Genomic DNA, 26,424 nt, shown 5'->3' with positions numbered 1-26,424 from the left:
TGTTTATGCATTATTTTATGGGCTGATCATTCTGAAAAATAGTGAAAAAATGCACAAGAAATTGTTGATTTCAGCACTAAATATCGTATCGCTTACGAAATGTCGTACAAGGTGTCAGCGTCAGTCGATGATTCAGGGGCGTTAGACGCTTTTGCAGGTTTAAAGTTGGTATGAGTTTTTAGGTTAATGGCTGTCGCTACTGGGGTAGCTCCAGCGCTGGCTCGAAGATTTGTAATCGGCGGGCAAATGCGGGTTTAATCAAATCTACCTCTGTCTTGAATGATGCTGCTCAGGTGCTTGATCTGCACTTAAGTTTTGACGAAATATCGTCAACCATTCAAAAATATGTGATACATTTCGCTTTAAACGTATCGGGAAAATATTCCCAATTAACTAGGTAGTATGAGTGTGCTACCGATGAAATGCTTGAGAGTCCGCATGCGGCAACGATACTATCCGGCCATATTCAAAACGCTAAACGCTGCTATCGTTTCCTATGTCTGCGCACTCGCAGCCCTAGTGCCTGCCTCTGTAGTTGCCGGGGGCCATATGGGACATATGCCCAGCCATGGCACCACCGGGTTGCCGGGTGATTTGTTGTTGTTTCCGGCTGTGACCGGCATCGAGCGTTTCGATCAAGAACCGCAGAAAAAACTCAGTACAGGTGACGTTATCCCCGAGATTAACGTGTTTTACACCACCGACTATCAGCGCTTCCGCTTTCTCGGCGAATGGCTGGTCAGCACCAAAACCCATAATCTGGAACGCTTTCAATTAGGCATGCATGTTGGCGACGAAGCCACGCTGTGGTTGGGGCGCTTTCATAACCCGATCGGCTATTGGAACATGCAGTTCCACCACGGCGCGTTTCTGCAAACCACGATCAGCAGGCCCGGTATTATGGCTTTCGAAACGGCGGGAGGCGTGATTCCCAATCATTTGACCGGGTTTTTATGGGAAGGCGTCCACGATCTGGGTGAGGGCGGCTTGTATTACACGGTTGGCGCTGGTGCGGGCCCGCAAATTAATAAAGGTTTGGAAGCGTTCAATCTGGTGGAGCCGGGAGGTTCCCGCCGGCCTGGTGTGTCGTTTCGGTTGGGCTACCAACCTATCAGCTACGGGGTCGATGAGTTCGGTATTTCCGGGGCCTACAATCAAATTCATTCCGACGAACTGGCCGTTAAAAACGTTAATCAGTTCGTCGCCAGTGCCTATGCCGCTAAGCAAATCCAATCGCTCAGATTATTAAGCGAAATTGTCTATGTGAACAATACCTTGGAAAGCCCGTTGGGCGGCAAAACTTACGACGATTTTCTCAGCGCTTACGGGCAAGTGGAATGGGACCTCAATCCAGCCTGGACTTTGGTGGGCAGGGTGGAAGGCAGCTTTGGCGCTAGCCACGACCCGTATCTGGCAATGTTTCCCAAATTTGTGGAAGATAGATTTCTCGGTGGCATACGCTACAAACTCAACCACACGAATTCCCTAAAGATTGAAGCCTCCCGCGATCATTTACGCGACGATCATTTCGGGCAAGTGATGTTTCAATGGAGCGCGGTGTTCCCATGAAGCTGCTACGCGGTCTTTGCATCATTGTTTTGCTATTGCTGCTTGGAGCGCAGAGCCTATGGGCTATCACTCGCCATTCTCTGGTATTGGCCACCAGCGCCAACTCGTCGATGCCGGCTCTAACCGTGCAAGAAGCCAGAAAATTGTTCTTGGGCGTGCCGCTGGAGAAGGGCGGCGAACACCCCGTGCCCTTATTGAATATCAGCGATCCGTTAATTTTCGAAGTATTTCTGCAAAAAGTGGCTTTCATGTCGGCTAATGCCTATGAAAGTCAAACCATATCGGTGGTTTTCCGCCTCGGCGGTAAGCGTCCGGAGAGTTTTAACGATCTGAAGAGCTTGGTCGATACGCTGCAACAAAATCCGGGTACGGTGACCTATTTGTGGGAAGATCAAGTCCGGGCCAATCAAGGCCTGAAAGCGGTTAACGTGTTATGGCAGGGAGCCCTGGAATGAGTCGGTTTTTTCATAGTTTTAACGGCCGAATGATTCTGGCGGTTGTCGGCATTCATTTACTGCTGGTGCCGGTGTTGTTGTTCGGCATTTATCGGGTAATCAAACCCAGTTTGGAAGCGCAGTTTGTCAATTACGTCCGCTCCGATGCCTTGCTGTTCAGTAATCTGGTGACACCGCGCCTGCAACACAGTAAGGCCGGCGAATTGCAAGGCTTGTTAGGGGAGTTTCTGTTGAATGGCCGTTTGGCGTTTGCGGAAATCGCCACCGAGCGCGGCAATATTCGCGCCGACATCGAACTGAATGCGCAGCAGCAATTTCAGGAAGATTTTTTCTTCGGCGAGCACGACGACGATATTTATTTTTTGGCCGTACCGATTTTGAATCCTGAAGACGGCTCTTTGGCGATGCTAAGACTGGGTTACGACGAGCGGCAGATTCAACGCGACATTGCCACGATCTATCAGCGTAGCGCCTATTTTGTCGCGGTTTACATGGGCTTGACGCTGCTCGTGGTGGGATTGTTCGGGCGCAAACTGGTTATGCCGCTGGAACGTTTACGCGACGAAGCCGAACAAATCGCCGCCGGCAATCACACCGGGCAATTTAATTCCGGCACCAAAATTACCGAAGTAGCGGCGTTGGCCGAGCATCTGGAAAAAATGCGCCAAGCCTTGCTGTCCGCCCGCGACGCGGCATTGCAGGCCGCCGGCGCGAAGAGCGAGTTTCTGGCTAATATGAGCCATGAAATCCGCACGCCGATGAACGGCATCATCGGCATGATAGGCTTGGCCTTGCGCACCGAACTCACCCCGCAGCAGCGCGAGTTTCTGGGGATGGCGAACAGCTCGGCGGATGCTTTGCTGCGCATCGTCAATGACATTCTGGATTTCTCCAAGATTGAGGCGCGTAAGCTCGAACTCGATCATGCACCGTTTAAAGTCCGCGAAAGCCTCGGCGACACCTTAAAGCTGCTGGCCGGCCATGCCCATGAAAAAGATCTAGAGTTGATGTTGCGCATCGACCCGGAAACCCCGGACGATTTGCTGGGCGACGTTGGCCGTTTGAATCAAGTCATCATTAATCTGGTCGGCAATGCCATCAAATTTACCCAGCACGGCGAAATCGTGGTGCAAGTCAAACCGGAATCGGTCGATGAAAACAAGGTTTGTTTGCAGATTGCGGTCAGCGACACCGGTATCGGTATTTCCCCCGATAAACAACAGCTTATTTTCGAAGCCTTCGCGCAGATAGACGCATCCTCCACGCGCAAATTCGGCGGCACCGGCCTGGGTTTGTCGATTTCTTCGCGCTTGGTCGAGTTGATGGGCGGGCATTTGTCATTGGAAAGCGAAGAACATAAAGGCAGCACTTTTTTCTTTACCGCCGTGTTTGACCGGCACACTAAAAGCGAGGCCGACGCGCCATTTCAGCCACTGATAGACGTGAAAAATCTACCGGTGTTGATCGTGGACGACAATGCCATCAATTTACGGGTGTTCTCGGAAATCTTGAACCATTGGGGCATGCGGCCCACCACGGTGGATAGCGGCGAGGCGGCCATCACCGCATTGAAGAGTATGGCGGAAACCGGCGAAGCCTACGCTTTGATTTTACTCGATGCGATGATGCCGATCATGGACGGATTTATGGTGGCGCAAGCCATCAGAGAGGATCAACGCTTCGAGCCGGTAACCATCATGATGTTGTCGTCTGCCGACCGGCCGGACGATTGCGAACGTTGCCACGATTTGGGCATCAATCTGTATGTGCGTAAACCGGTCAAACATTCGGAATTGTGGAATGCCATTCAATCGGCGTTGGGTAAATCCGCCAAAGCCGCAGAAGCCGCGCTGACAGTATTGGCCGAGCCGCTGCGTAAATTAAGAATTTTGTTGGCGGAAGATAATCCGGTTAACCAATACATGGCCGTGGTGTTGCTGGAAGAGCGCGGCCACACCGTGAAGGTGGCCAACAACGGCCAGGAGGTGCTGGATATATTGGCTACGGATATTTTGTTCGATCTGATCTTAATGGACGTGCAGATGCCGGTAATGGATGGTTTTCAGGCTACCGAAGCGATTCGGGCCAGCGAGCGCGACACCGGTAAACATATGCGGATTATCGCGATGACCGCACACGCCTTGAAAGGTGATAGGGAACGCTGTTTAGCCGTTGGTATGGACGATTACATCGCCAAACCCGTGCAGGAGCAGGATTTGTTGGCAATGGTGGAGTGTTGGAATATGGCGGGAACAGAACAAGCGGATAAGCACAGCATGGCGTCGGCGCTGTTGGCTGAGCCGGCGCTGGATTGGCAACAAGCCTTAAGCCGGGTGCGCGGTAGACAGCAGATGTTGTGCAAAATGATGACTTTATTTCAGGAACAGTCAGCGCCGCTGCTGAATGACATGGCCGATGCGATACAGCGTCAGGATGCCGAATTGTTACGGCTATCCGCACATACCCTGAAAAGCTCGGCTAACAGCATCGGCGCCTTCCCGTTCGGCAAGATAGCCCAGCAGCTGGAGACGATGGGCCACGAGGCTGCCTTTACTGATGCGGCCGCCAGTTACGAGTTACTGCAACAAGCCAGCATTCGGCTGGAGCCGGCTATTCAGGAATATTTGCACGAGTTTCAGGAATGATGCTGCCGCCGGTGGTTGGGATAGGTTAAGAAGGAGATAGGCATGACTCATAAGCGCCAGCGCGATAAACCGTTAATCTTGATGCTGGACGACAATCCGGTTAACTTGGAAGAGTTGGCAGGCTTGGTCGATGAAGCCGGCTTTGACGTATTGCGTGCGGAAACGGGCGAAATTGCCTTGGTCCAAGCCGTGGCCCAATTGCCAGACCTGATTCTGTTGGACGTGCTGATGCCGGGCATGGACGGTTTTACCGTCTGCCAGACCTTGAAAACCATTCCGACGACGCGCGATATTCCGGTGTTATTCATGACAGCCTTGGCCGATACCGCCGATAAATTAAAAGGTTTTCAAGTCGGGGCGGTGGATTACATCACCAAGCCGTTTCAATACGAAGAAGTGCTTGCCCGCGTGCAAACCCATCTGACGCTGCAAAAGTTGAAGCTGGAGTTGCAAGAAAAAGAGCAGCGCCTGTCGCGGATTTTCGAGAACGCGATGGATGCGATTCTGACGCTGGATGACGTCGGGCGGATTACCTTATTCAACGCGGCGGCCGAACAGATGTTTCGCTGTAAAGCCGCCGACAGCATTGGCCGGGCGGTGGATAGATTTTTGTCGCCCGAGCTTTACAAAACGCTAACCAATTTTCGCAACGGCGTGCCGGCCGAGCAGGCCATTTGGGTGTCGGAAGGCATGAGTGCGGTACGCGCGGATGAGAGCACTTTTCCCATTGAAGCCACCATTTCCCGCGTGGAAGCCATTGGGCAGAAACTGTATATCCTGATTTTGCGTGACATCAACGAACGTAAAGCCCGGCAACAGGCCGAAGCGGAATGCAACACCCTGCGCGGCATCAATCTTTATCTACAAGAAGAGGTATTAGCCAGCCGCGATGGCGAGGAATTGATCGGCAATTCTCCGGCATTGCATCAAGCGATGGATCTGGTCAGGCAGGTAGCCAACACCGACGCAACGGTGTTAATCACCGGTGAAACCGGTACCGGCAAGGAATTGATTGCTCGGGCGATTCACAATCTCAGCGCTCGCAAAGACAAAACCTTGGTGAAATTGAATTGCGCGACGATCCCGGAAAATCTCGCCGAAAGCGAGCTGTTCGGTCACGAAAAGGGCTCGTTTACCGGGGCGATTGCTCGCAAATTGGGACGTTTTGAACTGGCTAACGGCGGTACCTTGTTTCTGGATGAAATCGGCGAATTGCCGTTGGAGATGCAGGCCAAATTATTGCGGGTGCTACAGGAAGGCGAATTCGAACGGGTGGGCGGCACGCAAACCCTGACCTGCGATGTGCGGGTCATCGCCGCCACCCATCGGGATTTGGCGCAGTTTTCGCAACAAGGTAAATTTCGGGCCGACTTGTATTACCGTTTAAATGTGTTTCCCATTAATTTGCCGCCGCTACGCGAGCGTAAGGAAGACGTGCCGTTTTTGGTGAAACATTTTATCGATAAGTACGCGGCAAAATTCGGCAAGAAAATTCAGTCTATTCCGGAACGGATGATGGCCGATCTGCAAAGTTATTTCTGGCCCGGCAATATTCGCGAGCTGCAACATATCATCGAACGTGCGGTGATTTTAACTAAAGGCAGTCAACTGGCCGCCGTGGATTGCGTGAATGTGATGGGGGCCGGCGGCGCGCCCAACGCTGCACCGATTGTCACGCTGGACGAAGCCGAGCGCGCGCATATTCTGAAAGCGCTGGAAGCCACGTCCTGGCGAATTGCCGGTAATCAGGGGGCGGCGAAGATTTTGGGGGTGCCATCCACGACTTTGCGGTCGCGGATGGAAAAGCTGGGGATTAGTAAACCGGCCTGACGGGGGCTAGTTTTCAAACACATCTACGCCTTTCGGCGCTTTGAAATTAAACAAGGCGTCGTCCAGCTTGGGATTGAGCTGGATGTTGGAAAAATAAATTCGGGTTAATTGTCCGAAATTGTCGCTTAGCTCCATACCGCCCAATTGGTTGCCGTTCAGGCCGATCAAAATGTACTTGAACCCGCTTTCTTCATTCTTGGGTGATAGCTTCACCCAGTTCATGCCGTCGTCTTCCTTGCCTTGTTCCTGCAGGATGAATTTTTCCTCTATATCCACTTCGCCGGTCAATAACAATGCTGGCGTGGAACCCAGCGAATCGTCCAACTGTTTGACGGTTACTTGCTCCAGATCAGCATCGTAAAACCAGACTTTGCCGGTATTGGACACAATCTCTTGCACAAAGGGTTTTTGGTAGTTCCAACGAAATTTGCCGGGTCGGCTCAGATAAAATTTACCGGTGCTGTTTTGCGCGGGGCGGCCGCTTTTATCGAAACTGGTTTGCTTGAAATCCGCCGTCAAGGAACTGCTGCTGGCTAAAAAGCTTTTCAGCCGAGCAATCGGCGCATCGTCGGCCCAGGCTGACGGGGTGGTGGCGATCAGGAAAATCAGAGCAAAAATGTGTTTAAGCAACATAGTTAAAATGGGTTCAGGTTATTAAGCCAGCTTTCGCCGGATTCCGGGTTTGCTCCGCAGTCGGCAAATTGGCTGGGTCCGGAGCCATCCACGAACGGCATGAGTTTGGCGCCGGGGCAGCCTTCATTGCTGAGCAAACCGCTGGCAGCGTCTATCCAGGTCATCTGTACATTATCCGGTGGTACCAGACTGACCGGCTTCTTCGACACTTGCCGCATCAACTCGGACCAGATTTGCAAGGCGCCGGTTCCGCCGGTCAAACCGGTTGGTTTGTTGTCGTCACGGCCCACCCACACCACCGATAGAAAATCGCCGCTAAAGCCGGCAAACCAGCTGTCTCGTAATTGGTTGGTGGTACCGGTCTTGCCGACTAAAGCCATGTTCTGCGGCAGATAGTTATACGCAGAATGGCCGGTGCCGGCATACATCACTTCCTGCAAAATGGTGTTGGTGATAAAGGTAGCGGCAGGATCAACGGCTTGACGCACGGTAAACGGATAACTTTGCAGGGCCTTGCCGTCAGCGGCATTGACCGCGCGGATCGAGCGCAGCGGTGTGGCAAAACCGTCGCCGGCCAAGGTTTGGTAGAGCTGGGTGACTTCCAGCGGCGTCAGCGGTTGCGCGCCCAGCAGGAAGGACGGAAATAAATCCACCGGCCGGCTGACACCCATGCTTTTTAAGGTGTTGGCGACTTTGGCTAAACCGACGTCCATGCCAATCCGCACCGTCGCCATATTGTAGGAGTGGGCCAGGGCGCTATGCAGCGGCACGACGCCGTGTTCCTGATTGTCGTAGTTGTCCGGCGACCAGGTTTTACCTCTTTCGGCGGGAATTTCCAGGCGGGTATCGCTGATCGGCGTGGCGATGGTGTAGCGGTCCGGATATTCCAGTGCGGTCAAATACACTACCGGTTTAATCAACGAACCTATCGGTCGTACCGCGTCCAAAGCGCGATTGAATCCGGTGTCCTCGGCGTCGCGGCCACCAGCGAGGGCGACAATTTCACCACTGTCACGGCGGGTAACGATGGCGGCGGTTTCCAAATCGTTACTTTTCGGACTTTTCTCCAGATGTTTCAGCTTGCTGGCGATGGATTTTTCCAGTGTGTCCTGGATACGGGTGTCCAAGGTTGTGACGATGCGCAAGCCTTCCGAGGTCAAATCGTCTTCTTTATATTCCTGTTTCAGTTGGCGTTTGACCAGATCGATAAAACCCGGATAGCGGTTGGCGGAGCGATGAATCACCGTGGCTACCCCTAACGGTTGTTTTTTGGCTTCGCTCAGTTGCTGTGCGTCGATAAAACCTTCGGTGTGCATCGCATCCAGCACGATGTTGCGGCGTTCTAACGTGTGTTCCGGATTGCGGCGCGGATCATACTCGGACGGCCCGCGTACCAAGGCCACCAGCGTGGCGACTTGATGTAAATTCAGAGTTTTTAACGATTGGCCAAAATAAAATTCGCTGGCCAAACCAAAGCCATGCACCGCGCTGGCGCCGTCTTGGCCCAGGAAAATTTCGTTCAGATAGGCTTCCAGAATTTCGTCCTTGCTGTAGCGATATTCCAGAATAAACGACATCAAGGCTTCTTTAAGCTTGCGGCGTAGCGTGCGTTTGGGATTCAGGAAAAAGTTTTTCACCAACTGCTGGGTGATGGTGCTGCCGCCTTGCACCATGCCGCCGGCTTTCACGTTGGACCACATGGCACGAACGATGCCCTTGGGCGAGATGCCGAAATGGTTGTAAAAGTCCTTGTCTTCGGTGGACAGCAGGCCTTGCACCAGGGTTGGCGGCGCTTCGTCCAGTTTGATCAGAATTCGGTCTTCCTTACGGGTGGGGTAAAAACTGCCGATTTGCACCGGGTCCATGCGGACAATGGCCAAACTCTCGCCGGTGGCGGCGTCAGTAATACCGGCGATGCCGCCGCTCGTGAAACTCACGCTGATATTGCGGCTTTCCTGAGGCGTATTGCCGAAATTAAAGGCGCGGGTGCGGATGTTGATCTGGCCGCCCTTAATGGAATAGGAGCCTTCGCCGGCCAGTTGATTATCCTGCCGGTAATGCAGTTCCAGCAGCAAGTCTTCCAGATTTTTGCTGGAAATTTCGTAGCCGGCGTAAAGCTCGACGGGGCTGGCATACACGCGGGCCGGAATCGACCAACGCTTGCCCTCGAATTGCTGGCGTACCGTGTAATCTAGGTAGCTAACATACACCGCCAATACGAAAGCCCCGATCAGCAGCAGTGAAACCAACGCGCGTTTCAGCCACGATGCCTGGGGTTGCGATTTTCTGCGTCTAACGGTCGATTTGCTGCTTCTGGGTCGTCTAGGCATTAAGTCGGTATCTGATCTCGCCAGCGGCAGTTAGCGGCGGCTGTGTGAATGGGGCGAAGATGGCACCTGCTGGTTCGGCGCAGTTCATTTAGCTTGCTATTATCTAATAAAATGCCCACTTCCGCACAGATTGCTGGCGTTATTGAGGAGAATAGGCGAGTGTTGATACTGAAACTGTTTCCCGAATGCTTGGTCCAGCTACCGTCGACACTGATGCGTTTTGGTTTGCTGCTGGTGCTTGTGCTTGCGCTTGTGCTGGCAACCATGCCGAGTGTCGGAGCGGTCGAAAACCGGATCGATATCGAAGCTTTTGTACGTAACGGTTGTCCACATTGCCAACAATCCGAGCATTTTTTGGCGGCGCTGCAAGGCGAGCAACCCGGTTTACGGATCGTTATTCGCAATATCTCAGCAGAGCCAACCGCCTTGGAGCGATTGCAGCAGATTACCGAATCCCGGCAAGCCGGGCCAATCAGGTTGCCGACATTTCTGGTGCATGGCGAATACATCGTCGGTTATTCCGCAGAAGCCGGTAGTAGCAGTTTGATTAGGAATGCCTTGCGTGCCGGTGCGCTGCCGAGTGAAATGTCCGGCGCAGAAGCCGGTAGCTGTGAAGTGCAAGTCAGCGAGTCGTGCGATGTGCCGGTTAGCCAGACGGCGCCGACCGAACCTGCGGTGTTTGCCGTGAATTGGTTTGGCAGGCGCATCGGTCTTGATGAGGTTGGTTTGCCGGCTTTTACACTAGCCATGGGCTTGCTGGACGGTTTTAACCCTTGTTCGATGTGGGTGTTGATTCTGATGATTTCGATGCTGGCGCCCATGAATAATCGCCCTCGGATGTTGGCGGTGGCCGGCACGTTTGTTGTCGTCGAAGGGATGGCTTACTTCGTGTTTATGGCCGCCTGGTTGAATCTATTTTTACTGATAGGCTTATCGCGAGCTTCGGAATTGGCTATCGCCGGCATTGCCGTGTTGGCCGGCGCGATCAACCTGAAAGATTTTTGGGCGTTTGGCAGGGGGATCTCGCTGTCGATTCCGGTTGCCGCCAAACCCGGTATCTACAACCGGATTCGGCGCATCCTGCAAGCCGAGAATTTGGCGGGGGCGATGTTGGGGGCCGTGGTACTGGCTTTGCTGGTCCAGATCGTCGAATTGTTGTGTACCTCCGGATTTCCGGCCCTTTACACACGCATACTCACCTTGCGGGAATTAAGCGGCTGGGACTATTACGGTTATTTAATGTTGTACAATCTGGCTTATATGCTGGATGACGTCGTTGTGCTGGGTGTGGGAGTCGTGACCCTGAGTCAGCGTCGTTTGCAGGAAAAAGAAGGTCGTTGGCTGAAATTGCTTAGCGGCTTGGCGATGGTAAGTTTAGGGTTGTATTTAATATTGCGCGGTTTAGGCGAGTAGATGGCCGGTTGGCGTGGGGCGCTGATTAACAGCACTTTTCTTTATCACTACACGTGCGATAGAACCGAAACGAGATAGGAGAATTCGTGATTGATAACAAGCGCAGGCACCCGCGCCTAAAGCACCGTGCCAAAATCAGGATGACGGTGCCGGCATCGGCTGAAGCGGTCGTGGTGGATATGCGGGACTTTTCCGAGACTGGATTGTTTTTACTGTGTGCCAACGAATTAATCCCGCCGATTGGCGCGCTAGTGGAAGTGCAAACCACCGAATTCGACGATGCGCCGATACAAACTGCTATTGTGGTGCGGGTAGAGCCGGACGTGGGGTTTGGTCTGGAGTTTGCGCCGCGTTGATCAGGCAGTCAGGTCGAGGAGCTCTCCGTTACGGCTGGGTTGCTTTTGCGAATTTAACAATTCTCCGCGAGCTTTATTAGCCATCGCCGCTGCCTTGGCGGCGATGCTTTGATCCGGGCCTGAGGGACTGGCCGGCGCTAATGCGGCACGGCGGATAGTCTCGGCTTTGCGCAGAGTCGCTTCCGGATCGCCGGCAACCTCTGACACATCAATATTCACTTCACCGCCGGTGGCGTAACGTTGGCCATCCGGCCCCGTCACAAAAGTAAAACGCGCACCACTGACAGCGATACCGCCGGCGGCACTTAAATGAGCTTGCTCGTGCGCCCGAACTTCCTGGTCGCGGGCTTTAAGCTCGGCAATTTGGCTTAGCTGTTCCGGACTGTATTGGCCGGATTGGGCGCTTCCGCTTTTCGCGGCTTGGGCGAGGGGTTCGGCAGACGCTTGTGCGCCGGTCGCGGCTAGGCTGCGGCCGGTCAGCCGATATAGCGAGGTTTGATTGGAAGAGGCGGTGACCAGCATGTTTGGCCTCGAGCGGATTCTGTTAGCTGGGTCTAAGAATACACCTTGACTTCATTTGACTTCAAGTAATCAAAGCATGTTTAGCCTGAGTTTTTGCGGTAAGGGGCGGCTATCAGTCTAGTGTGTTAATCTCTCGTACTCGCCATTTCTGGGGTTGTGGGCATCCCGTTTGTTAATTGCACTGGGCTCCTGCTTGTGCTGGAAAGACGATTATGAATTATCAGAAGTTCCCGCTAAATGCTCAGACTGGCCAATTTCTGCAAAGCCCATTGTGCATGCTCGCGCACCATCTCCGATTCATCACTCAATCTGCCGGCCAATGCCGTCTTAGCCGCATCAGTGGCTTTGCCATTACCCAGCGCCACAGCGATATTGCGCAGCCAACGCTGATGACCGATGCGGCGAATCGCCGAGCCTTCGGTTTTTTGCAGAAACTCCGTTTCGGTCCAATTGAACAATTCAAGCAAAGTCGCCTGGTCCAAGCGATGGCGGGGTTTAAAATCGCTTTCCGCGCTAAGTTTGGCGAAACGGTTCCACGGGCACACCAATTGGCAATCATCGCAACCGTAAATCCGATTGCCCAGCAAGGGGCGCAATGCCACTGGAATGCTGCCGTGCAATTCGATAGTTAAATACGAGACGCAACGGCGGGCATCAACCTGATAGGGGCCGACGATGGCTTGGGTCGGGCAAATATCCAAACAAGCCCGGCATTGTCCGCAGTGGTTGCTGACGGGCTGATCGCTGGGTAAGGCCAAGTCGGTATAAATTTCCCCGAGAAAAAACCAGGAACCGGACCGGCGATTGATCAGGTTGCTGTGCTTGCCTATCCAGCCCAAGCCGGCTTTCTCGGCGATGGCTTTTTCCAAAACAGGTGCGCTGTCGACAAACGCCCGATAACCGAACGGGCCAATCTCCTCGGCGATTTTGTCCGCGAGCTTTTGCAAACGATTGCGTAACAGTTTGTGGTAATCACGTCCCAAGGCATACCGCGATACGAAGGCGGCGGCCGGGTCTTCCAATAATTGTTTGCTGGTTGCCGCAGGTTCCGGCAAATAATCCATTCGCGCCGAGATAATGCTGCGTGTGCCTTCCTGCAATAACGCCGGCCGGCTGCGTTTTAAACCGTGTGCGGCCATGTATTGCATCTCGCCGTTAAAGCCTTTATCAAGCCAGTCGTGCAGATGCCGTTCGGCATCACTTAAATCCGTGCCGCTGATGCCTATCTGCTGAAATCCCAATTCCTCGCCCCAGTGCTTGATGCGTTGGACAAGTGCGTTAAGATCTTCGGCTTGGGTTAAAGGCGTGTGCAATTTACGGAACCTTGGGAAATAGTAGGGGAGATCGTCGTGGCCTTGTAAGGAATGGCTCGCGAATAGCTGGATAAGCTAACCGTATCAAACATGAAGATCAACCGTTAAGCTGTTCAAGTCACTGGTAAGAAATCCCTGCCAGTCACGAAGGATTACGTAGAAAAGCTAAGCGGGGCGTTTTATGATCGACGGCAAAAAAGCGCGACATCCTTATCAAGCAAAACTTGGACGACCGATTATGACAATTCCGCTGTATCCGGCGCATACCAGTGCCACATGGACAATAGTGAAGCATAAACTATTGCTGTGCCTGGCTATGTGGTTGCCGCATCACCCAGTGCTTGCTGATAACAAACTGCCTATCGGCGAGTTTAGGCAGAATCGTCTAGACGGTTGGGAACATAAAAGCTTCAAAGGCGAAACCCAATACCGATTGCAAGCAATCGACGGCGTGACAGCACTGGTAGCCGATAGCCGAGCAACCGGTTCCGGTCTGTTTAAGGAACAACGCATCGATCTAACCCAAACGCCATTCCTGAACTGGTCGTGGCGCATCGGCAATCGTTTATCCGGCTTGAACGAACAAAGCAAGGCTGGCGATGATTACGCGGCGAGGGTTTATGTGGTGGTCAAAGGCGGGCTGGCGTTTTGGCAAACCAAGGCTGTTAATTATGTCTGGGCCGGGAACAGCAAACGGGATAGCGTCTGGCCGAATGCTTTTGCCGGCGATCATGCGATGATGATGGCTTTACGCGATCAGGAAGCACCGTTGAATGTCTGGGAACACGAAAAACGCAATATTAGGGCCGACTTCAAGCAACTATTCGGTGAAGACATCATCGCTATCGATGCCGTCGCCATCATGACCGATACCGACAACAGCGGCGGCCAAGTTTTTGCTGTGTATGGCGATATCTGGTTTTCCAAGGATTAAGCATGCACGACACCAAACCTCTGCTGGCCAACAGCGACTTTCCGGCCATTTTTCGCAAGCCGTTGGAGATTTTGCAAATCAATCTGGGCTATCGGTGCAACTTGAGTTGTGTGCATTGCCATGTCAACGCCGGCCCCAAACGCACTGAAATGATGAGTCGGGAGACTATCGATGAAATATTGGCGCTGGCCGACGCCGCTAACATTCACACGCTGGATCTGACAGGCGGCGCGCCGGAAATGCATCCGGATTTTCGCTATTTGGTGCGAGCCGCGCTGGATCGTGGCATAGCGGTGATCGACCGTTGCAATCTGACCATTCTGGAAGAACCTGAATACGCCGATCTCGCCGCGTTTCTGGCCGCGCAGCAGGTCAAGATCGTCGCCTCTCTGCCGTGTTATCTGGAAGAAAATGTCGACAAACAACGCGGCAAAGGCGTGTTCAAAGACAGCCTGGCGGCCTTGCAGCGTTTGAATCGGCTGGGTTATGGCCAGCCGGACAGCGGACTGGAATTGAATCTGGTGTTCAACCCGCAAGAGGCAGTATTGCCGCCCGATCAACATAATCTGGAACGGGCTTATAAACAGCATTTGCAGCAACATTACGGCATCTTCTTCAACCGCCTGTTTGCCATCGCCAATATGCCGATTCAGCGCTTCGGCAGCACCTTGGTCAGTCTCGGCTGTTTCGAATCCTATCTGGCATTACTGAAAGACAGTTTTCGGGCCGACAACCTTGAAAACCTGATGTGCCTGAATACCCTCAGCATCGACTGGCAAGGCTATGTCTACGATTGCGATTTCAACCAGATGCTGGGTTTGCCCTTGGGCGCTGCAGCCAACCCCCAAACCCATATCAGCGAGTTGCGACTGGACCAACTGCAAGCCGCCCCCATCGCCACCGCCGCCCATTGTTACGGTTGTACGGCCGGCCAAGGTAGCAGTTGCGGTGGGGCTTTAGGATAAATCCAAGGGCATGCCCACCCTCTCATGAAACCGTCAAGACTCATCTTACTACTGATAATGGCGGGATTGATCGGGCTGTTTTTCAGCTTTGATCTCGAGCATGAGCTAAGTCTGGGCAACCTAAAATTACAGCAAGCGGCGATAGCGGATTATCGCCAAAACAATCCGCTATCAGCGCTTACCCTGTATGCCGCGCTGTACATCACGGTCACTGCGTTGTCATTACCGGGGGCGACGATATTGACGCTGGCCGGCGGCGCGGTGTTCGGTTTGCTCTGGGGCACGCTGATCGTCTCGTTTGCCTCCAGTATCGGCGCAACGCTGGCGTTTCTGGCCGCGCGATTTCTATTTCGCGACTGGGTCAAATCCCGCTTCGGCAGCCGTTTGCAGGCCATCGACGACGGCCTGAGCCGCGACGGAGCTGTTTATTTGTTTACCTTGCGTTTGGTGCCTCTGTTCCCGTTCTTCATGATCAATCTGGCGATGGGTTTGACGCCCATCAAGACCAGAACGTTTTACTGGGTGAGTCAGCTAGGCATGCTGGCCGGTACCCTGGTTTACATCAATGCCGGCACCCAGTTGGCAAAAATCGACTCCCTGTCCGCTATTCTCTCTCCCGCTTTGTTGGCTTCGTTTGCCTTGCTCGGTGTGTTTCCATTAGCGGCGAAGAAAATGCTCGAAGTCATTCAACAGCGCAAAGTCTACGCGCGCTGGACCAAACCGGCGCGTTTCGACAACAACCTGATCGTCATCGGCGCCGGTGCCGGTGGTTTGGTGTCGGCTTATATCGCCGCAGCCGTCAAAGCCAAAGTTACGCTGATCGAAAAGCACAAAATGGGCGGCGACTGTCTGAACACCGGTTGCGTGCCCTCCAAGGCGCTGATCCGTTCGGCCAAATTGCTGTCGTATATCAAACGCGCAAAGGAATTCGGCATTGCCAAAGCCGAAGCCGAGTTTGATTTTGCGGAGGTGATGGCGCGAGTACAACAGGTGATCAAAACCCTAGCGCCGCACGATTCCATCGAACGTTATAGCGAGCTGGGCGTGGATGTGATTCAAGGCAGCGCCAAAATCGTTTCGCCCTGGGCGGTGGAAGTCACCACAGCCGACGGAGTTAAAACCCTCACCAGCCGCGCCATGGTTATCGCCGCCGGTGCTAGTCCCGTAGTGCCGCCGATACCAGGACTGGAAAACATCGATTATCTAACCTCGGATAACATCTGGGACTTGCGTGAATTACCCAAACGCCTGTTGGTGTTGGGCGGCGGGCCTATAGGCTGCGAACTGGCACAAACCTTCGCCCGCTTGGGTAGTCAGGTTACGCAGGTGGAAATGGCGCCGCGCATTATGCTTCGGGAAGATCCGGAGGTATCGGACATGGTCCAGGCTCGTTTCCAGGAGGACGGCGTGGAGGTCAAAGTTCAGCATACAGCCAAGGAATTCATCGTCGAAAACGGCGAACAAATTCTGCTGGCCGAACATGTCGGCCAGACGGTCAGGATTGCCTTTGATAAGGTGCTGGTGGCGCTTGGCCGCGCGGCCAATGTGCAGGGTTACGGCGTGGAAGAGCTGGGCATCACGCTATCGCCGCGCCGTACTTTGGACACCAATCCATTTCAGCAAACCAATTATCCCAACATCTACGCGGTCGGCGACGTGGCCGGGCCGTACCAGTTTACCCACACCGCGGCGCATCAAGCCTGGTACGCGACGGTGAATGCGCTATTTGGTCCCTTCAAAAAATTTCGCACCGATTATTCGGTGATTCCCTGGTCGACCTTTACCGATCCGGAGGTGGCCCGCGTGGGTTTGAACGAACAGGAGGCGCAAGCACGGAACATCGCGTATGAAGTCTCTACCTATGGCATCAATGACCTGGACAGAGCAATAGCCGACGGCGAAGCACACGGCTTCGCCAAAGTGCTGACCGTGCCGCGCAAGGATAAAATCCTCGGCGTCACCATCGTTGGCGAACATGCCGGCGACTTACTGGCTGAATTTGTGCTGGCGATGAAACACGGTATTGGCTTGAATAAAATCCTGGGCACTATTCATATCTATCCCACCCTGGCGGAAGCCAATAAGCATGTGGCGGGCGTCTGGAAGCGCAATCATGCCCCGCAAGGTCTGCTGAAATGGCTGGGCCGTTATCACGCTTGGCGGCGCAAGGTTTAAGCCATGCCAGCGATCTATCCCGACAGTGTGCTTATGATTTTTTGCAAAGCGCCGATTCCCGGCCAAGTCAAAACCCGGCTGCAACCAGCCTTAAGTGCGGAACAGGCTGCCGCAGCACATCGGCAATTGACTTACATGACCCTGGATCGCGCCTTCCAGCAGTCTTTGTGCGCGGTTGAACTACACTGCGTGCCGGACACTAACCATGATTTTTTTCAGGATTGTGCGCGGCGTTATCCGTTGACGCTCAAAGAGCAATACGGCGCCGACTTGGGTGAGCGCATGCACAGCGCCTTTAACGATGCGTTAGGCAGATACCGCCATGCCTTGCTGATGGGTTGCGATTGCCCCAGTCTGTCTAGTGACGATTTGCTTCGCGCATTAGTGGTCTTATACGAAGGTCACGATGCGGTTATCGCACCGGCCGACGATGGCGGGTATGTGCTGATCGGCTTAAACAAAACGCAACCGGGACTGTTCAGTGACATGAGTTGGGGCCATGATCAGGTCATGGCCACCACTCGCAGTCGGGCAAATGAAATGGGTTTGAACCTTTACGAACTGGACAGCCAATGGGATGTGGACACTTACTCCGACTGGTTGCGTTATTCGGCTATGTAAACATTATGGGCAGAACCTAGCTTGATTCGCGTTATTGCCGGGAGGGGGGCGGAATTCAGGCATAGGCTGGAAAGCGAGAGCCCATGATTGAAGAGAACAGTTCACTGGCGATCGGCTCGTCGTCAATGTTGTGTAGCAAACCCGACAATTGAATCCTTGTTGAGCTGTTTCTGGCTGATTTTTAAGGATTTTTTATTGGCATAACGCTTGCTTTTGGATTTATAGCCTCTGCCGGTCACGCTTTGGCTCTTCTGTAGTCGGGAGATTGAAATTTGATCGGCGATGAACTTCCATTCAACTGTTAACTTCCGGGACAGAATATGCCAGCCACTTTTCAACTTAAAACCAACGATGACAATCAGTATTCCTTTTCGTTTGTGAACAGTAAGGGCGAGCTGATTCTGATCAGCGGCGATTACGACAACAAAGAAGAAGCTCTCCAGGGCATTAAAGAAGTGCGAACCGGCTCCTTAATGAGCAACCAGATTGCCGCCAGCAAGGTTCCTGAAGGCGATACTTTTTTTGTGATTAAAGATGCGGCCGGTGCCATCATTGTCAAAAGCGTTTTATTTAATTCAAACATGGTATTCGACAATGCGCTGCACACGGTTAAAGACAATGCCTGCGTTGCCGAAATCGTCGATCTGACACTGTAAACTTGGGCTGAAAGCGCTGCTTTAATTTTTACATAGCGAAAATAGGTAAAGACAATATGGGTGTCGAGCTAAAAATTGTTCGAGAATTGGCCACGGTATGCGTTACTGCAAGCGAACTGGTGGCGATTGAAAATCTGATTAAAGGCGAACTGGCCAAGCCGGCATTCATCGAGCAATTCGACAAAATGGCAAATTCCATCAAGGAGTGTTACGGCGTAAGTACCGCGAGTTTGCAGACTTGGCTGGCGATGACCACCGAAACCGAATTTTGCGAACAATTCGATGCCGCCTATGCCCACCACAAAGCCACTTACCTCAGTATCACCAACCGGCCACGGGTGGCATCGGAGCGGGCTTACCTAGATTACATGCTGCTCCGGGAATTTAAGGAAACTCAAACCGCTTATCCGCTGCTAAAACTGACCTTCGCACGGCTGGATGAGTTTATCGATAAATGGATAACCAACGATGCCTGGCTGGCGATGTCCATCGAGAATTTGGTAAAAATGCTGTATCGATTTCTGACCGAAGTCGCCGAGCTTAAGCAAAAAGACCCAACCGATGCATTCACTATTTATCAAACGCTGATGGCCTCGCTACGTCCGTATTGCGCCTTGCTTGAAAATAACTGGATAGTCCTGGAAGAACCCGTTGGGCAGACTGAAACGGCATAAAGCCATTTCAGAAACGCCGTTATGGGGTAGGGGACGGCATATTTAAGGGGCGCGTTGTTATTGGGCAAACAGCTTGCGTATCGTCCGCAGATTAATGCCCATCGCCACGGTCTCGGCCACAAATGCCGGCCAGGCTTGCCAGATGTAATCGTTGCTTATCCATGCAAGACTGGAAGCCAACAGCGCAACGCGCATGCGGCGATTGTTTAGGTAAAACAATGCCAGTGTAGTGTTGATCACCGCAAAGGCCGGCAATAAAAAGACAGGGCCTTGCCAAGAGCATGCCGTAAGCCCGCTAAACAAAGTCACGAAGCCGGCCGCCGCCCAGTGCTTGCGCACACTTTTCTGCAAACGGCTGGAGATCAGGGTGCGCAGGGCGGTGCTGGCCATGGTCAAGCCGGCGGTCCAGGCATCCAGCAACAGGTACTGCGCGGCCCACAGCACGGCCCCGGCCGCGGACCAACGCCGAAACGCCACGCCATCCGGCAGACAATAAGCCCGCCATTCCACCAGAACGCCAATCCCGCCTATCAGGTAGGCGAGATGTAACAGATTCAAATCCAGTCGCAAGCGCTAAGCCTTACCGCTGAGCTTTGTAAGCGGGGAAATTCGATTAATGCGTTGCCGTTGCCCCGGCATATTTGAAAGGCAGGTACTCGGCTTTCCAGAGATTGGCTTTAACGTAAGCTTCCAGATCGATGCCCACTAAATCCTGCCGGGTCGCGGAGCCGTCTTCCAGTGCTTTAGCCAACACCCGATTAGCCACAAATAAACTGACTTGCTTCAGATCGCCCACCGGCGGGAAAATCAGGTCGGCAGCCGAACATTTCTCCACGATGTAGTCGGCCAAAGCATAGGCAGACTCCAAGACCATTGCGTCGCTAATCCGGCTGCACTCGCCCAACACCGCGGCAAAGCCCAAGCCCGGAAAAATAAAGGCATTATTGCCCTGACCAATCGGATAACGCCGGCCTTGATATTCTACGTCGGCGAATGGGCTGCCGGTCGCGACCATAGCTGTGCCTTGCGTCCACGCCAAGATGTCTTCCGGCGTGGCTTCGCAATTGGCGGTGGGGTTGGATAAAGGGAAAATAATCGGCTGAGCGTGGTTCGCCGCCATGGTTTTAATCACAGTCTCGGTGAACAATCCCGCCACACCGGTTAGCCCGAGTAATACCGTCGGTTTGGCGTGAGTGACCACCTCCAGCAGATTGGGCACTCTATCATCCGGAATATCCCAGTCGTGATAACTTTCCTGAGTATGCGATAGCGGTAATTTGTAGGCCTCGGTCGTAGCTTCCTTGACCACCAGACCATGCGCGTCGACCACGAAAATCCGCTGCAAAATTTGCTCCATGGTTAAACCTTCGCGCAGCATGCCTTTTTTAATGGTACTGGCCACGCCGAATCCGCCGGCACCGGCGCCCACCACCACCACGGTTTGTTCTGCGAGGGTTTCGCCTTTTTTATGGCAAGCCGAGAGTAGGCCGGCCAAGGCCATCGCTCCGGTGCCCTGGATGTCGTCGTTAAAACAGGGCAATAGATCTTTGTATTTGGCCAACAAATCGAAGGCGATGTTTTTCGCAAAATCTTCCCATTGGATAATGGCTTTGGGCCAGACTGTTTGTACCGCGTTAACAAATTTATCGACCAAATCGAAATAAGGCTGGTCGTGCAAGCGCTTGCTATGCGCGCCCAAATAGAACGGATCGTTCAGCAATTCGCTGCGGTTGGTGCCCACATCCAGATTGACCGGCAAGGTTTGAAACGGGCACATGCCGCCGCCGACGGTATACAGCCCCAGTTTGCCGATGCAAATCGCCAAACCGCCCATGCCTTGGTCGCCGATACCCAAAATCGATGAGGAATCGGTCACCACAATCATGCGAATATCGTGTAACGGGTAGTTTTGTAAAATGGTTTCGGCCCGGTCTATGTTGGCTGCCGAAAAAGTCAAACCGCGCGTGCTGGTGAAGTTGGAACTGAATTGTTGCACCGCCAAGCCTATGGTCGGGGTGTAGACGACAGGCACCATTTCGTCCAGATGCTGCTCCAACAGCGCGTAAAACAGCACCTCGTTACGGTCCTGCAGAGCCCGGAGAAATTGATACTTGGAAATATCGTTCGCTTGTTTTTGATAATTGACATACAAGCGGTCTAGTTGCTGAGCCATATCCGTGACTTGCGGCGGCAGCATGCCATCCAAGCCCAGTTCGATACGTTCCTGCACACTAAACGCCGTGCCTTTATTGGTGGCCGGTAGCCTGAGTAAGGTCACGCCCCGAATCGAAACCTCTACATATTTATTACCGTCGGCATCTAGCCGGTAGTCGAAATAATCGCTTAGCGTTGTCATTAAGTTTCCTTGAAAATATTTAATCGAAATCCCAGGGCGAACCAGGAGCTCGAATAGCACAAACTATGGCGCGTGTTCCCTTTATAACAGCCTAATCGGCGATGCGGTAGCCGAAAACACGCTGAATCGGCACTTTTTTTGTCGCTTATAGTTGCCGTGTTTCAAGGCGGTGCAATTACTGAGTGTTTACCGCAAAAATGCCCCAGATTGGCGCTTGTGAGATGATGTTCAGCAGGCTTAGCAAAGAAACTTAACAACACTTTTCCTACGTGAATCAAAAAACTCTGTTTGGTCATCCCATCGGCTTGTACGTGCTGTTTTTCACTGAAATGTGGGAGCGCTTTTCCTATTACGGCATGCGCGCTTTGCTGGTGTTGTATATGACCCAGCATTTAATTCGAGCCGCGCAAACCGATACCTTGGTATTCGGATTTGCGATGCTACGGACTGGTTTGGAAGCCTTTTTCGGGCCTTTATCCACGCAAGCCCTGGCCTCGCAGATTTACGGTTTATATACCGGCTTGGTGTACTTCACCCCGCTGTTCGGCGGCATTTTGGCGGACCGGGTGTTGGGGCCGCGCAAATGCGTGATAATCGGCTGCGTGTTGATGGCTATCGGCCATTTTTTGATGGCTGTCGAAGCGTTTTTCCTGTTGGCACTGCTGTTTTTGATTTTAGGTAACGGCTGTTTCAAGCCCAATATTTCGACGCAGGTCGGCAGTTTATATGCGCCCGGCGACCCACGCCGCGACGGCGCGTTTACGATTTTCTACATGGGAATCAACTTAGGCGCCTTTTTCTCGCCGTTGATCTGCGGCACCTTGGGGCAACGCTACGGCTGGCATTACGGTTTCGGCGCCGCCGGCGTTGGGATGTTGTTGGGTTTGCTGGTGTATTTGTTTGGGCAAAAATATCTGGGTGCGAATCAATTTGTTAAACCGGCGGCTGACGTGATCAAGCCTGAGCCGCTGACTATCAAGGAGTGGCAGGCCCTAGGTGGATTAATGGCTTTAGCGGTACTGAATATCCTGTTCTGGGCAGTTTATGAGCAACAAGGTAATACTTTGCAACTGTTCGCCGAGCACAATACCGATTGGCATATCCTCGGTTGGGAAATGCCCTCCACCTGGTTTCAATCCCTGAATCCGGCCTTTATATTCTTGTTGGTACCCTTGATTGACCGCGTATCCCGGTACCGCACCAGTCAAGGCCGGCAAACTTCCAGCGTCGCCAAAATGGCATTCGGCTCGATATTGTTGGGCGCATCATTCCTGGTGCTGATTTTCGCGATTAGCGGTGTGCAATCCACCGAAAAAATCAGTTTCCTGTGGCTGGCGTTATGTACCTTGATTTACACGCTCGGCGAACTTTATCTGTCACCGGTTGGCTTGTCGCTGGTCAGCAAAGTCTCTCCGCCGCGCTTGGTAGGCATGCTAATGGGCATGTGGTTTCTGTCGACGTTTTTTGGCAATTATTTGTCTGGTTACATCGGCAGTTTTTACGAGCAAATGCCCAGACAGGATTTCTTTCTGTTATTGGCAGTGATCGGCGGCGCTACTGGCTTAGCTACATGGGCGTTCAAACCGCTATTAAAAAGGGCGGTCGGGTCGGATTAACCATCACGTATCAGTGTAGACCGACCACTTGCGATTGACAGGTTTGGTGACTGGCTGCGTTTAGCCGCTACCTGGCAATTTTTTGATTCTTCTCAGGATTCTTTATCCAATCGGTTTTGCAGTTGTCGGTATGGCGATGCGCGGCTTTATTGCGGCAATGCGAGCACATCACCATATGAATGCCAATCGCTAGTCGTTCGCTCAAACAGAGCTGATTGGTCAAACCTGTTGAGGTCAATATCGGTCTGCCGAACCAAGGAGACCAGTTTCTCAACACCGAAGGCATCCGGTAGAATGTCTAAATGCCAGCTTACGAGCAGAACACCGAGATCCGATCAGACTCATGAGGACAACTCACTATGCAAACTGTTAAACAAATTGTCCACGATATTGCCGACCACCTGACCGAACAGGCTACCTTTGACGATGCCATGTATGCCATCTATGTGCGGCAGAAGCTTGAGCAATCGTTACACGCAGCAGCGGAAGGTAAAGTCACATCACAGGAAGATATGGAAAAACGCTATCTACATGATGCGAGTTGAATGGTCTGATCTGGCTCGAGACGATCTTGACGATTTAGTCCGTTACATTAGTCGCGATTCGTCCTTTTATGCCCGTCGCTTCGGCCAAAAAATCGTGCTTGCCACGCGACGACTGAAGGATTTTCCAGAAAGCGGTAGGTTGATTCCAGAAGCTGACGATAAATCTATACGAGAAATTATTGTGCAGAGCTATCGCGTCATGTACCGTTTGGAATCGAATCGCGTGTTGATTCTTGCCATCATGCACGGCCGCCGTGATGTCGCTGGACACGAGGAAAAGCCATGGGACGACGCTTAAAAAGGGTATTCGCGGTTGAACCTAATCCCCAAAAGCCGAAAGTGATCTTTGTGATTTAGAACATCGCGGTATGAAGATTAGTGGCCGCGATTGGTTAAAACCTACGCCGAGACAGGTCGTCGTAGGCATAGCTGGCCAGGCTGACGGTGCCATTCTCCAGCAGCGCGGTCGGCCGGTTGAGGGCGTCGTAGCTGGCCGTGATGTAGAACGCGGTCGCTTCCGGCCAGGTGGTGCGGTTGCCGGCCGGGTCGTATTGGTGGGCCAGGGTTTTACGGCCGACCAGGTCGTACCCTAAAGGGCATAAATAACTGAAGCTGATGTTGTCGGCGGCAGTCGGATAGGTCCGGCTCAGCAAACGGTTGAGGTTGTCGTAGGCCAGGGTGATGCTTTGGCCGTTACGTTTGCGCAAGCTGGTGACGTTGCTGTTGGCGTCGTAGGCCACTTGTTCGAAGTCGGTGGCCGAGGAGGCACCGGCGGTGACTTTGTCCGGATACAGGGTTTTCAGTTTCCGGTCGTGACCGTCGTATTGATAGGTGGTCAGCTGGTTTTTGGCATCCTTGACGGTGAGCGGCAGGCCGTTGTTGCTGTAGGTGTAGGTCGCGTAGTTCTGCGCGATACTGCTACCCACGGCTTTTTTGAGGATCTGCACGCTGTCGTCGCTGTTGTAGACGGTCTGAGTGACACGGTTGCCACCGTCGGCCGCCGGCAGGTTTTCGGTCAGGGTATTCAGACGGTCCAGGTTGTCGTAGACGTAGTCGGCGACGGTGACCGGGGCGGCCGCAGCCGGACAGGTGGTGTCGGCCGTGGTGGTGCCAGGGCCCCAGGCTTTCAGCAGTTTGCCGCTCGGGGTGTAGCTGCTGCAGGACACCAGCCATTGGGTACCGATCTGCGCGGCGCTGCGGATCAGGCGGCCGTCGGCGTCGTAAGCTTGCTTGGTGAGTTTGCCCAGGGCGTTGGTCAGCTGCGTCGGCCGCCGTTGGTTGTCGTAAGCGGTGGCTACGGTGTCGGTGACGTCGGTGCGTGGGCCGTTGACTTGGGTCAGGTTACCGACCGCATCATAAGTATAAGTGCTGGTCAGGTTGAGCTTACCGGTACCGGTACCGGTACCGGCATCGGCATCGGCATCGGCATCGGCATCGGCATCGGCAACCACGGTTTGCGGCACGTATTTGTTGGTGGCGTGGTGGGTACAAGACCAGTTTCCCAACGATGGTAGTCACGACGTCAAGCTTGTAGAATAATGTCTCAAAAAGCACGCTAATGCCCACTACCAGTTGCGCTCTGACCAATACCAGACAAGCCTGTCGTCAGCTACTAAACGAGGATTAAATATGCAACCGCAAGTTCAACATATGGTGGAGAAACTGGAACACCTCTCGCCGGATCGTTTGGCGGAAGTGGACGATTTTATTGACTTTTTACAACAACGCGATCAGGACAACCGTTTACGGCGGGACTTCGCCCACCTCTCCGAAACCGCGTTCGCAAAGCTCTGGAACAACGACGAAGATGCTATCTACGACCAGCTATGACTTCGGCGATGTGGTTTTGGTAGCCTTTCCGTTCACCAATCTGCAAGCCACCAAGAAGCGTCCCGCCGTGATCGTCAGCCGCCAAAGCTATCAACAGAACCGGCCCGATGTGATTTTGATGGCCATCACCAGCCAGATCAGGCAACCTCTGACCACCGGCGAAGCCATTCTGCAAGACTGGCAGGCAGCGGGGTTGGCCAAACCTTCGGTGCTCAAGCCGTTGCTCGTTACCTTGGAGCAAACTCAGATCGTCAAGGCGATGGGGCGCTTGTCAATAACTGATCGTGAAGTGCTGGGCAAAGTACTTCAGACGATTTTGGGTGAGTAATGCGATGACGCCCGCGTAAGGCTCGCAACAGCCGAGTGGGTTTTAGCGTAGTGGCTTCCGTCAGGCTGCGTGGCGGGTGCCTGACGAAATGGACTAAAACATACGGCGCAATACGGCGTTGCCTATTGACGCCCTAACGATTGCGACTTACGGCCTTACCGATTGCGGCTTACGGCCTTTTTTTAAGTCCGGTAAACGCGCATAGGAGTTACTTAGGAAGTGTTAAACCCCTATTTTCTAGCACTTCTTTATCTTCTGGATGAAGATAATATTCGGTAGGAGAGGTATAAGCTCTACCAGCATAATCAACCACCCTGCCATTAAGTTCGCGAGCCAACTCGATCATCCAACTCAAGGTTGTTGAGTCAGGATTTTTGATCATACATTCGCCACTGTTCAAATAGAGTTTGCCTTTGGCTTTTCCACTGGGATCAACGACCAGAGTATCCTTTTCCTGTTTGGAACCAGTTTCGCTTGGCCGTAATTCCAGATCATTGCGAACCTTGGCTAGATCAATAAATTGTTCCCTGGTTGGAGGCAAAAGTCTGTAGCTTTTTTTTCGACCAAGAAACCACGGCGCATAGCGAGTTTCTCGGCCAACGATTATCCAATAAAGCCCTTTTCTTACTGTCTTGGCCTTATCCTTATCGTTCATAAA

General features: G+C 53.0%; 25 protein-coding genes. 17 read left to right on the top strand and 8 right to left on the bottom strand.

From position 1 onward, the window contains the following. Nucleotides 1-549: 549 nt before the first annotated feature. Genes ACR02O_RS19065 through ACR02O_RS19050 form a run of 4 tightly spaced genes read left to right on the top strand, consistent with a single transcriptional unit; the run spans nt 550 to nt 6,499 of the window. Nucleotides 550-1,569, top strand: a complete 1,020-nt coding sequence (locus ACR02O_RS19065) for a hypothetical protein (protein ID WP_494522195.1) — start codon at nt 550-552, stop codon at nt 1,567-1,569. Further along, nucleotides 1,566-2,024, top strand: a complete 459-nt coding sequence (locus ACR02O_RS19060; RefSeq protein WP_033158938.1) for a hypothetical protein — start codon at nt 1,566-1,568, stop codon at nt 2,022-2,024. The genes ACR02O_RS19065 and ACR02O_RS19060 overlap by 4 nt, the downstream gene beginning before the upstream one ends. Continuing rightward, nucleotides 2,021-4,669: a response regulator gene (locus ACR02O_RS19055; protein ID WP_494522194.1), complete on the top strand. Its 2,649-nt coding sequence runs from the start codon at nt 2,021-2,023 to the stop codon at nt 4,667-4,669. The genes ACR02O_RS19060 and ACR02O_RS19055 overlap by 4 nt, the downstream gene beginning before the upstream one ends. Before the next feature lie 42 nt (nt 4,670-4,711). Further along, the gene (locus ACR02O_RS19050) at nt 4,712-6,499 is read left to right on the top strand and encodes a sigma 54-interacting transcriptional regulator (protein WP_494522193.1); all 1,788 of its coding nucleotides are present in this window, start codon (nt 4,712-4,714) and stop codon (nt 6,497-6,499) included. A gap of 6 nt (nt 6,500-6,505) precedes the next feature. Here the strand turns inward: ACR02O_RS19050 and lolA are convergent, their stop codons facing one another. Further along, nucleotides 6,506-7,132: an outer membrane lipoprotein periplasmic chaperone LolA gene (gene lolA / locus ACR02O_RS19045; protein WP_445366498.1), complete on the bottom strand. Its 627-nt coding sequence runs from the start codon at nt 7,130-7,132 to the stop codon at nt 6,506-6,508. 2 nt (nt 7,133-7,134) lie between these two features. Beyond that, entirely contained in the window at nt 7,135-9,462 is a 2,328-nt protein-coding gene (gene mrcB / locus ACR02O_RS19040; protein ID WP_494522192.1) for a penicillin-binding protein 1B, read from the bottom strand. 159 nt (nt 9,463-9,621) lie between these two features. On the opposite strand from mrcB, the gene ACR02O_RS19035 reads away from it, so the two are divergent. Both ACR02O_RS19035 and ACR02O_RS19030 read left to right on the top strand, forming a co-directional pair. Then, the gene (locus ACR02O_RS19035) at nt 9,622-10,875 is read left to right on the top strand and encodes a glutaredoxin family protein (protein ID WP_494522191.1); all 1,254 of its coding nucleotides are present in this window, start codon (nt 9,622-9,624) and stop codon (nt 10,873-10,875) included. Nucleotides 10,876-10,961: 86 nt separating this feature from the next. Continuing rightward, nucleotides 10,962-11,231 carry a PilZ domain-containing protein gene (locus ACR02O_RS19030; RefSeq protein WP_020482610.1) on the top strand — a complete coding sequence of 90 codons (270 nt, stop codon included), beginning with the start codon at nt 10,962-10,964 and terminating at the stop codon, nt 11,229-11,231. Here ACR02O_RS19030 and ACR02O_RS19025 read toward each other — a convergent pair whose 3' ends face one another. Together ACR02O_RS19025 and queG are read right to left on the bottom strand one after the other, a co-directional pair. After that, nucleotides 11,232-11,753: a putative metalloprotease CJM1_0395 family protein gene (locus ACR02O_RS19025; protein ID WP_494522190.1), complete on the bottom strand. Its 522-nt coding sequence runs from the start codon at nt 11,751-11,753 to the stop codon at nt 11,232-11,234. It abuts the gene before it with no gap. A gap of 233 nt (nt 11,754-11,986) precedes the next feature. Next, on the bottom strand, nt 11,987-13,066 hold the full coding sequence (gene queG / locus ACR02O_RS19020) for a tRNA epoxyqueuosine(34) reductase QueG (RefSeq protein ID WP_494522189.1): 1,080 nt from the start codon (nt 13,064-13,066) through the stop codon (nt 11,987-11,989). 238 nt (nt 13,067-13,304) lie between these two features. Here queG and ACR02O_RS19015 point away from each other — a divergent pair, with 238 nt between their 5' ends. The 6 genes from ACR02O_RS19015 (at nt 13,305) to ACR02O_RS18990 (ending at nt 19,091) form a co-directional block, all read left to right on the top strand. Next, nucleotides 13,305-14,000 (top strand): DUF3047 domain-containing protein, encoded by a 696-nt coding sequence (locus ACR02O_RS19015; protein ID WP_084153484.1) that lies wholly within the window; start codon nt 13,305-13,307, stop codon nt 13,998-14,000. Nucleotides 14,001-14,002: 2 nt separating this feature from the next. After that, nucleotides 14,003-14,965, top strand: a complete 963-nt coding sequence (gene arsS, locus ACR02O_RS19010) for an arsenosugar biosynthesis radical SAM (seleno)protein ArsS (protein ID WP_458137999.1) — start codon at nt 14,003-14,005, stop codon at nt 14,963-14,965. 24 nt (nt 14,966-14,989) lie between these two features. After that, nucleotides 14,990-17,140: a dihydrolipoyl dehydrogenase family protein gene (locus ACR02O_RS19005; protein ID WP_494522188.1), complete on the top strand. Its 2,151-nt coding sequence runs from the start codon at nt 14,990-14,992 to the stop codon at nt 17,138-17,140. Nucleotides 17,141-17,143: 3 nt separating this feature from the next. Next, nucleotides 17,144-17,761 carry a TIGR04282 family arsenosugar biosynthesis glycosyltransferase gene (locus tag ACR02O_RS19000; RefSeq protein ID WP_494522187.1) on the top strand — a complete coding sequence of 206 codons (618 nt, stop codon included), beginning with the start codon at nt 17,144-17,146 and terminating at the stop codon, nt 17,759-17,761. Nucleotides 17,762-18,081: 320 nt separating this feature from the next. Next, nucleotides 18,082-18,417, top strand: coding sequence for a DUF1508 domain-containing protein (locus ACR02O_RS18995; protein WP_033158946.1), 336 nt, complete (start codon nt 18,082-18,084; stop codon nt 18,415-18,417). A gap of 56 nt (nt 18,418-18,473) precedes the next feature. Beyond that, complete coding sequence (locus ACR02O_RS18990; RefSeq protein ID WP_494522186.1) at nt 18,474-19,091, top strand: hypothetical protein; 618 nt, start codon at nt 18,474-18,476, stop codon at nt 19,089-19,091. A gap of 57 nt (nt 19,092-19,148) precedes the next feature. On the opposite strand, the gene ACR02O_RS18985 is transcribed toward ACR02O_RS18990, so the two are convergent. Beyond that, entirely contained in the window at nt 19,149-19,661 is a 513-nt protein-coding gene (locus ACR02O_RS18985; protein ID WP_494522185.1) for a YgjV family protein, read from the bottom strand. Between the two features lie 43 nt (nt 19,662-19,704). Beyond that, nucleotides 19,705-21,447 (bottom strand): NAD-dependent malic enzyme, encoded by a 1,743-nt coding sequence (locus ACR02O_RS18980; RefSeq protein WP_494522184.1) that lies wholly within the window; start codon nt 21,445-21,447, stop codon nt 19,705-19,707. A 269-nt stretch (nt 21,448-21,716) separates the two neighbouring features. Here ACR02O_RS18980 and ACR02O_RS18975 point away from each other — a divergent pair, with 269 nt between their 5' ends. The 3 genes from ACR02O_RS18975 to ACR02O_RS18965 all read left to right on the top strand — a co-directional run bounded on the left by ACR02O_RS18975 (nt 21,717) and on the right by ACR02O_RS18965 (nt 23,906). Beyond that, entirely contained in the window at nt 21,717-23,063 is a 1,347-nt protein-coding gene (locus ACR02O_RS18975) for a peptide MFS transporter (protein ID WP_494522183.1), read from the top strand. Between the two features lie 359 nt (nt 23,064-23,422). After that, the gene (locus ACR02O_RS18970) at nt 23,423-23,608 is read left to right on the top strand and encodes a hypothetical protein (RefSeq protein WP_458137992.1); all 186 of its coding nucleotides are present in this window, start codon (nt 23,423-23,425) and stop codon (nt 23,606-23,608) included. Continuing rightward, a complete protein-coding gene (locus ACR02O_RS18965; RefSeq protein ID WP_458137991.1) occupies nt 23,595-23,906 on the top strand; it encodes a type II toxin-antitoxin system RelE/ParE family toxin in 312 nt (103 codons plus the stop codon). Before ACR02O_RS18970 ends, ACR02O_RS18965 begins: the two co-directional genes overlap by 14 nt. A 94-nt stretch (nt 23,907-24,000) precedes the next feature. On the opposite strand, the gene ACR02O_RS18960 is transcribed toward ACR02O_RS18965, so the two are convergent. Beyond that, nucleotides 24,001-25,113, bottom strand: coding sequence for a hypothetical protein (locus tag ACR02O_RS18960; RefSeq protein WP_494522182.1), 1,113 nt, complete (start codon nt 25,111-25,113; stop codon nt 24,001-24,003). A 124-nt stretch (nt 25,114-25,237) separates the two neighbouring features. Between ACR02O_RS18960 and ACR02O_RS18955 the strand changes: the two genes are divergently transcribed. Then, nucleotides 25,238-25,438 carry a toxin-antitoxin system, antitoxin component, Xre family protein gene (locus ACR02O_RS18955; RefSeq protein WP_458137989.1) on the top strand — a complete coding sequence of 67 codons (201 nt, stop codon included), beginning with the start codon at nt 25,238-25,240 and terminating at the stop codon, nt 25,436-25,438. Continuing rightward, complete coding sequence (locus ACR02O_RS18950) at nt 25,416-25,766, top strand: type II toxin-antitoxin system PemK/MazF family toxin (protein WP_458137988.1); 351 nt, start codon at nt 25,416-25,418, stop codon at nt 25,764-25,766. The genes ACR02O_RS18955 and ACR02O_RS18950 overlap by 23 nt, the downstream gene beginning before the upstream one ends. Before the next feature lie 208 nt (nt 25,767-25,974). On the opposite strand, the gene ACR02O_RS18945 is transcribed toward ACR02O_RS18950, so the two are convergent. Continuing rightward, nucleotides 25,975-26,421 (bottom strand): hypothetical protein, encoded by a 447-nt coding sequence (locus tag ACR02O_RS18945; RefSeq protein WP_458137987.1) that lies wholly within the window; start codon nt 26,419-26,421, stop codon nt 25,975-25,977. Nucleotides 26,422-26,424 lie beyond the last annotated feature (3 nt).

The organism is Methylomonas sp. PHL2-19 (genome assembly GCF_059331595.1).
This window is presented reverse-complemented; position numbering and strand designations above follow the sequence as displayed.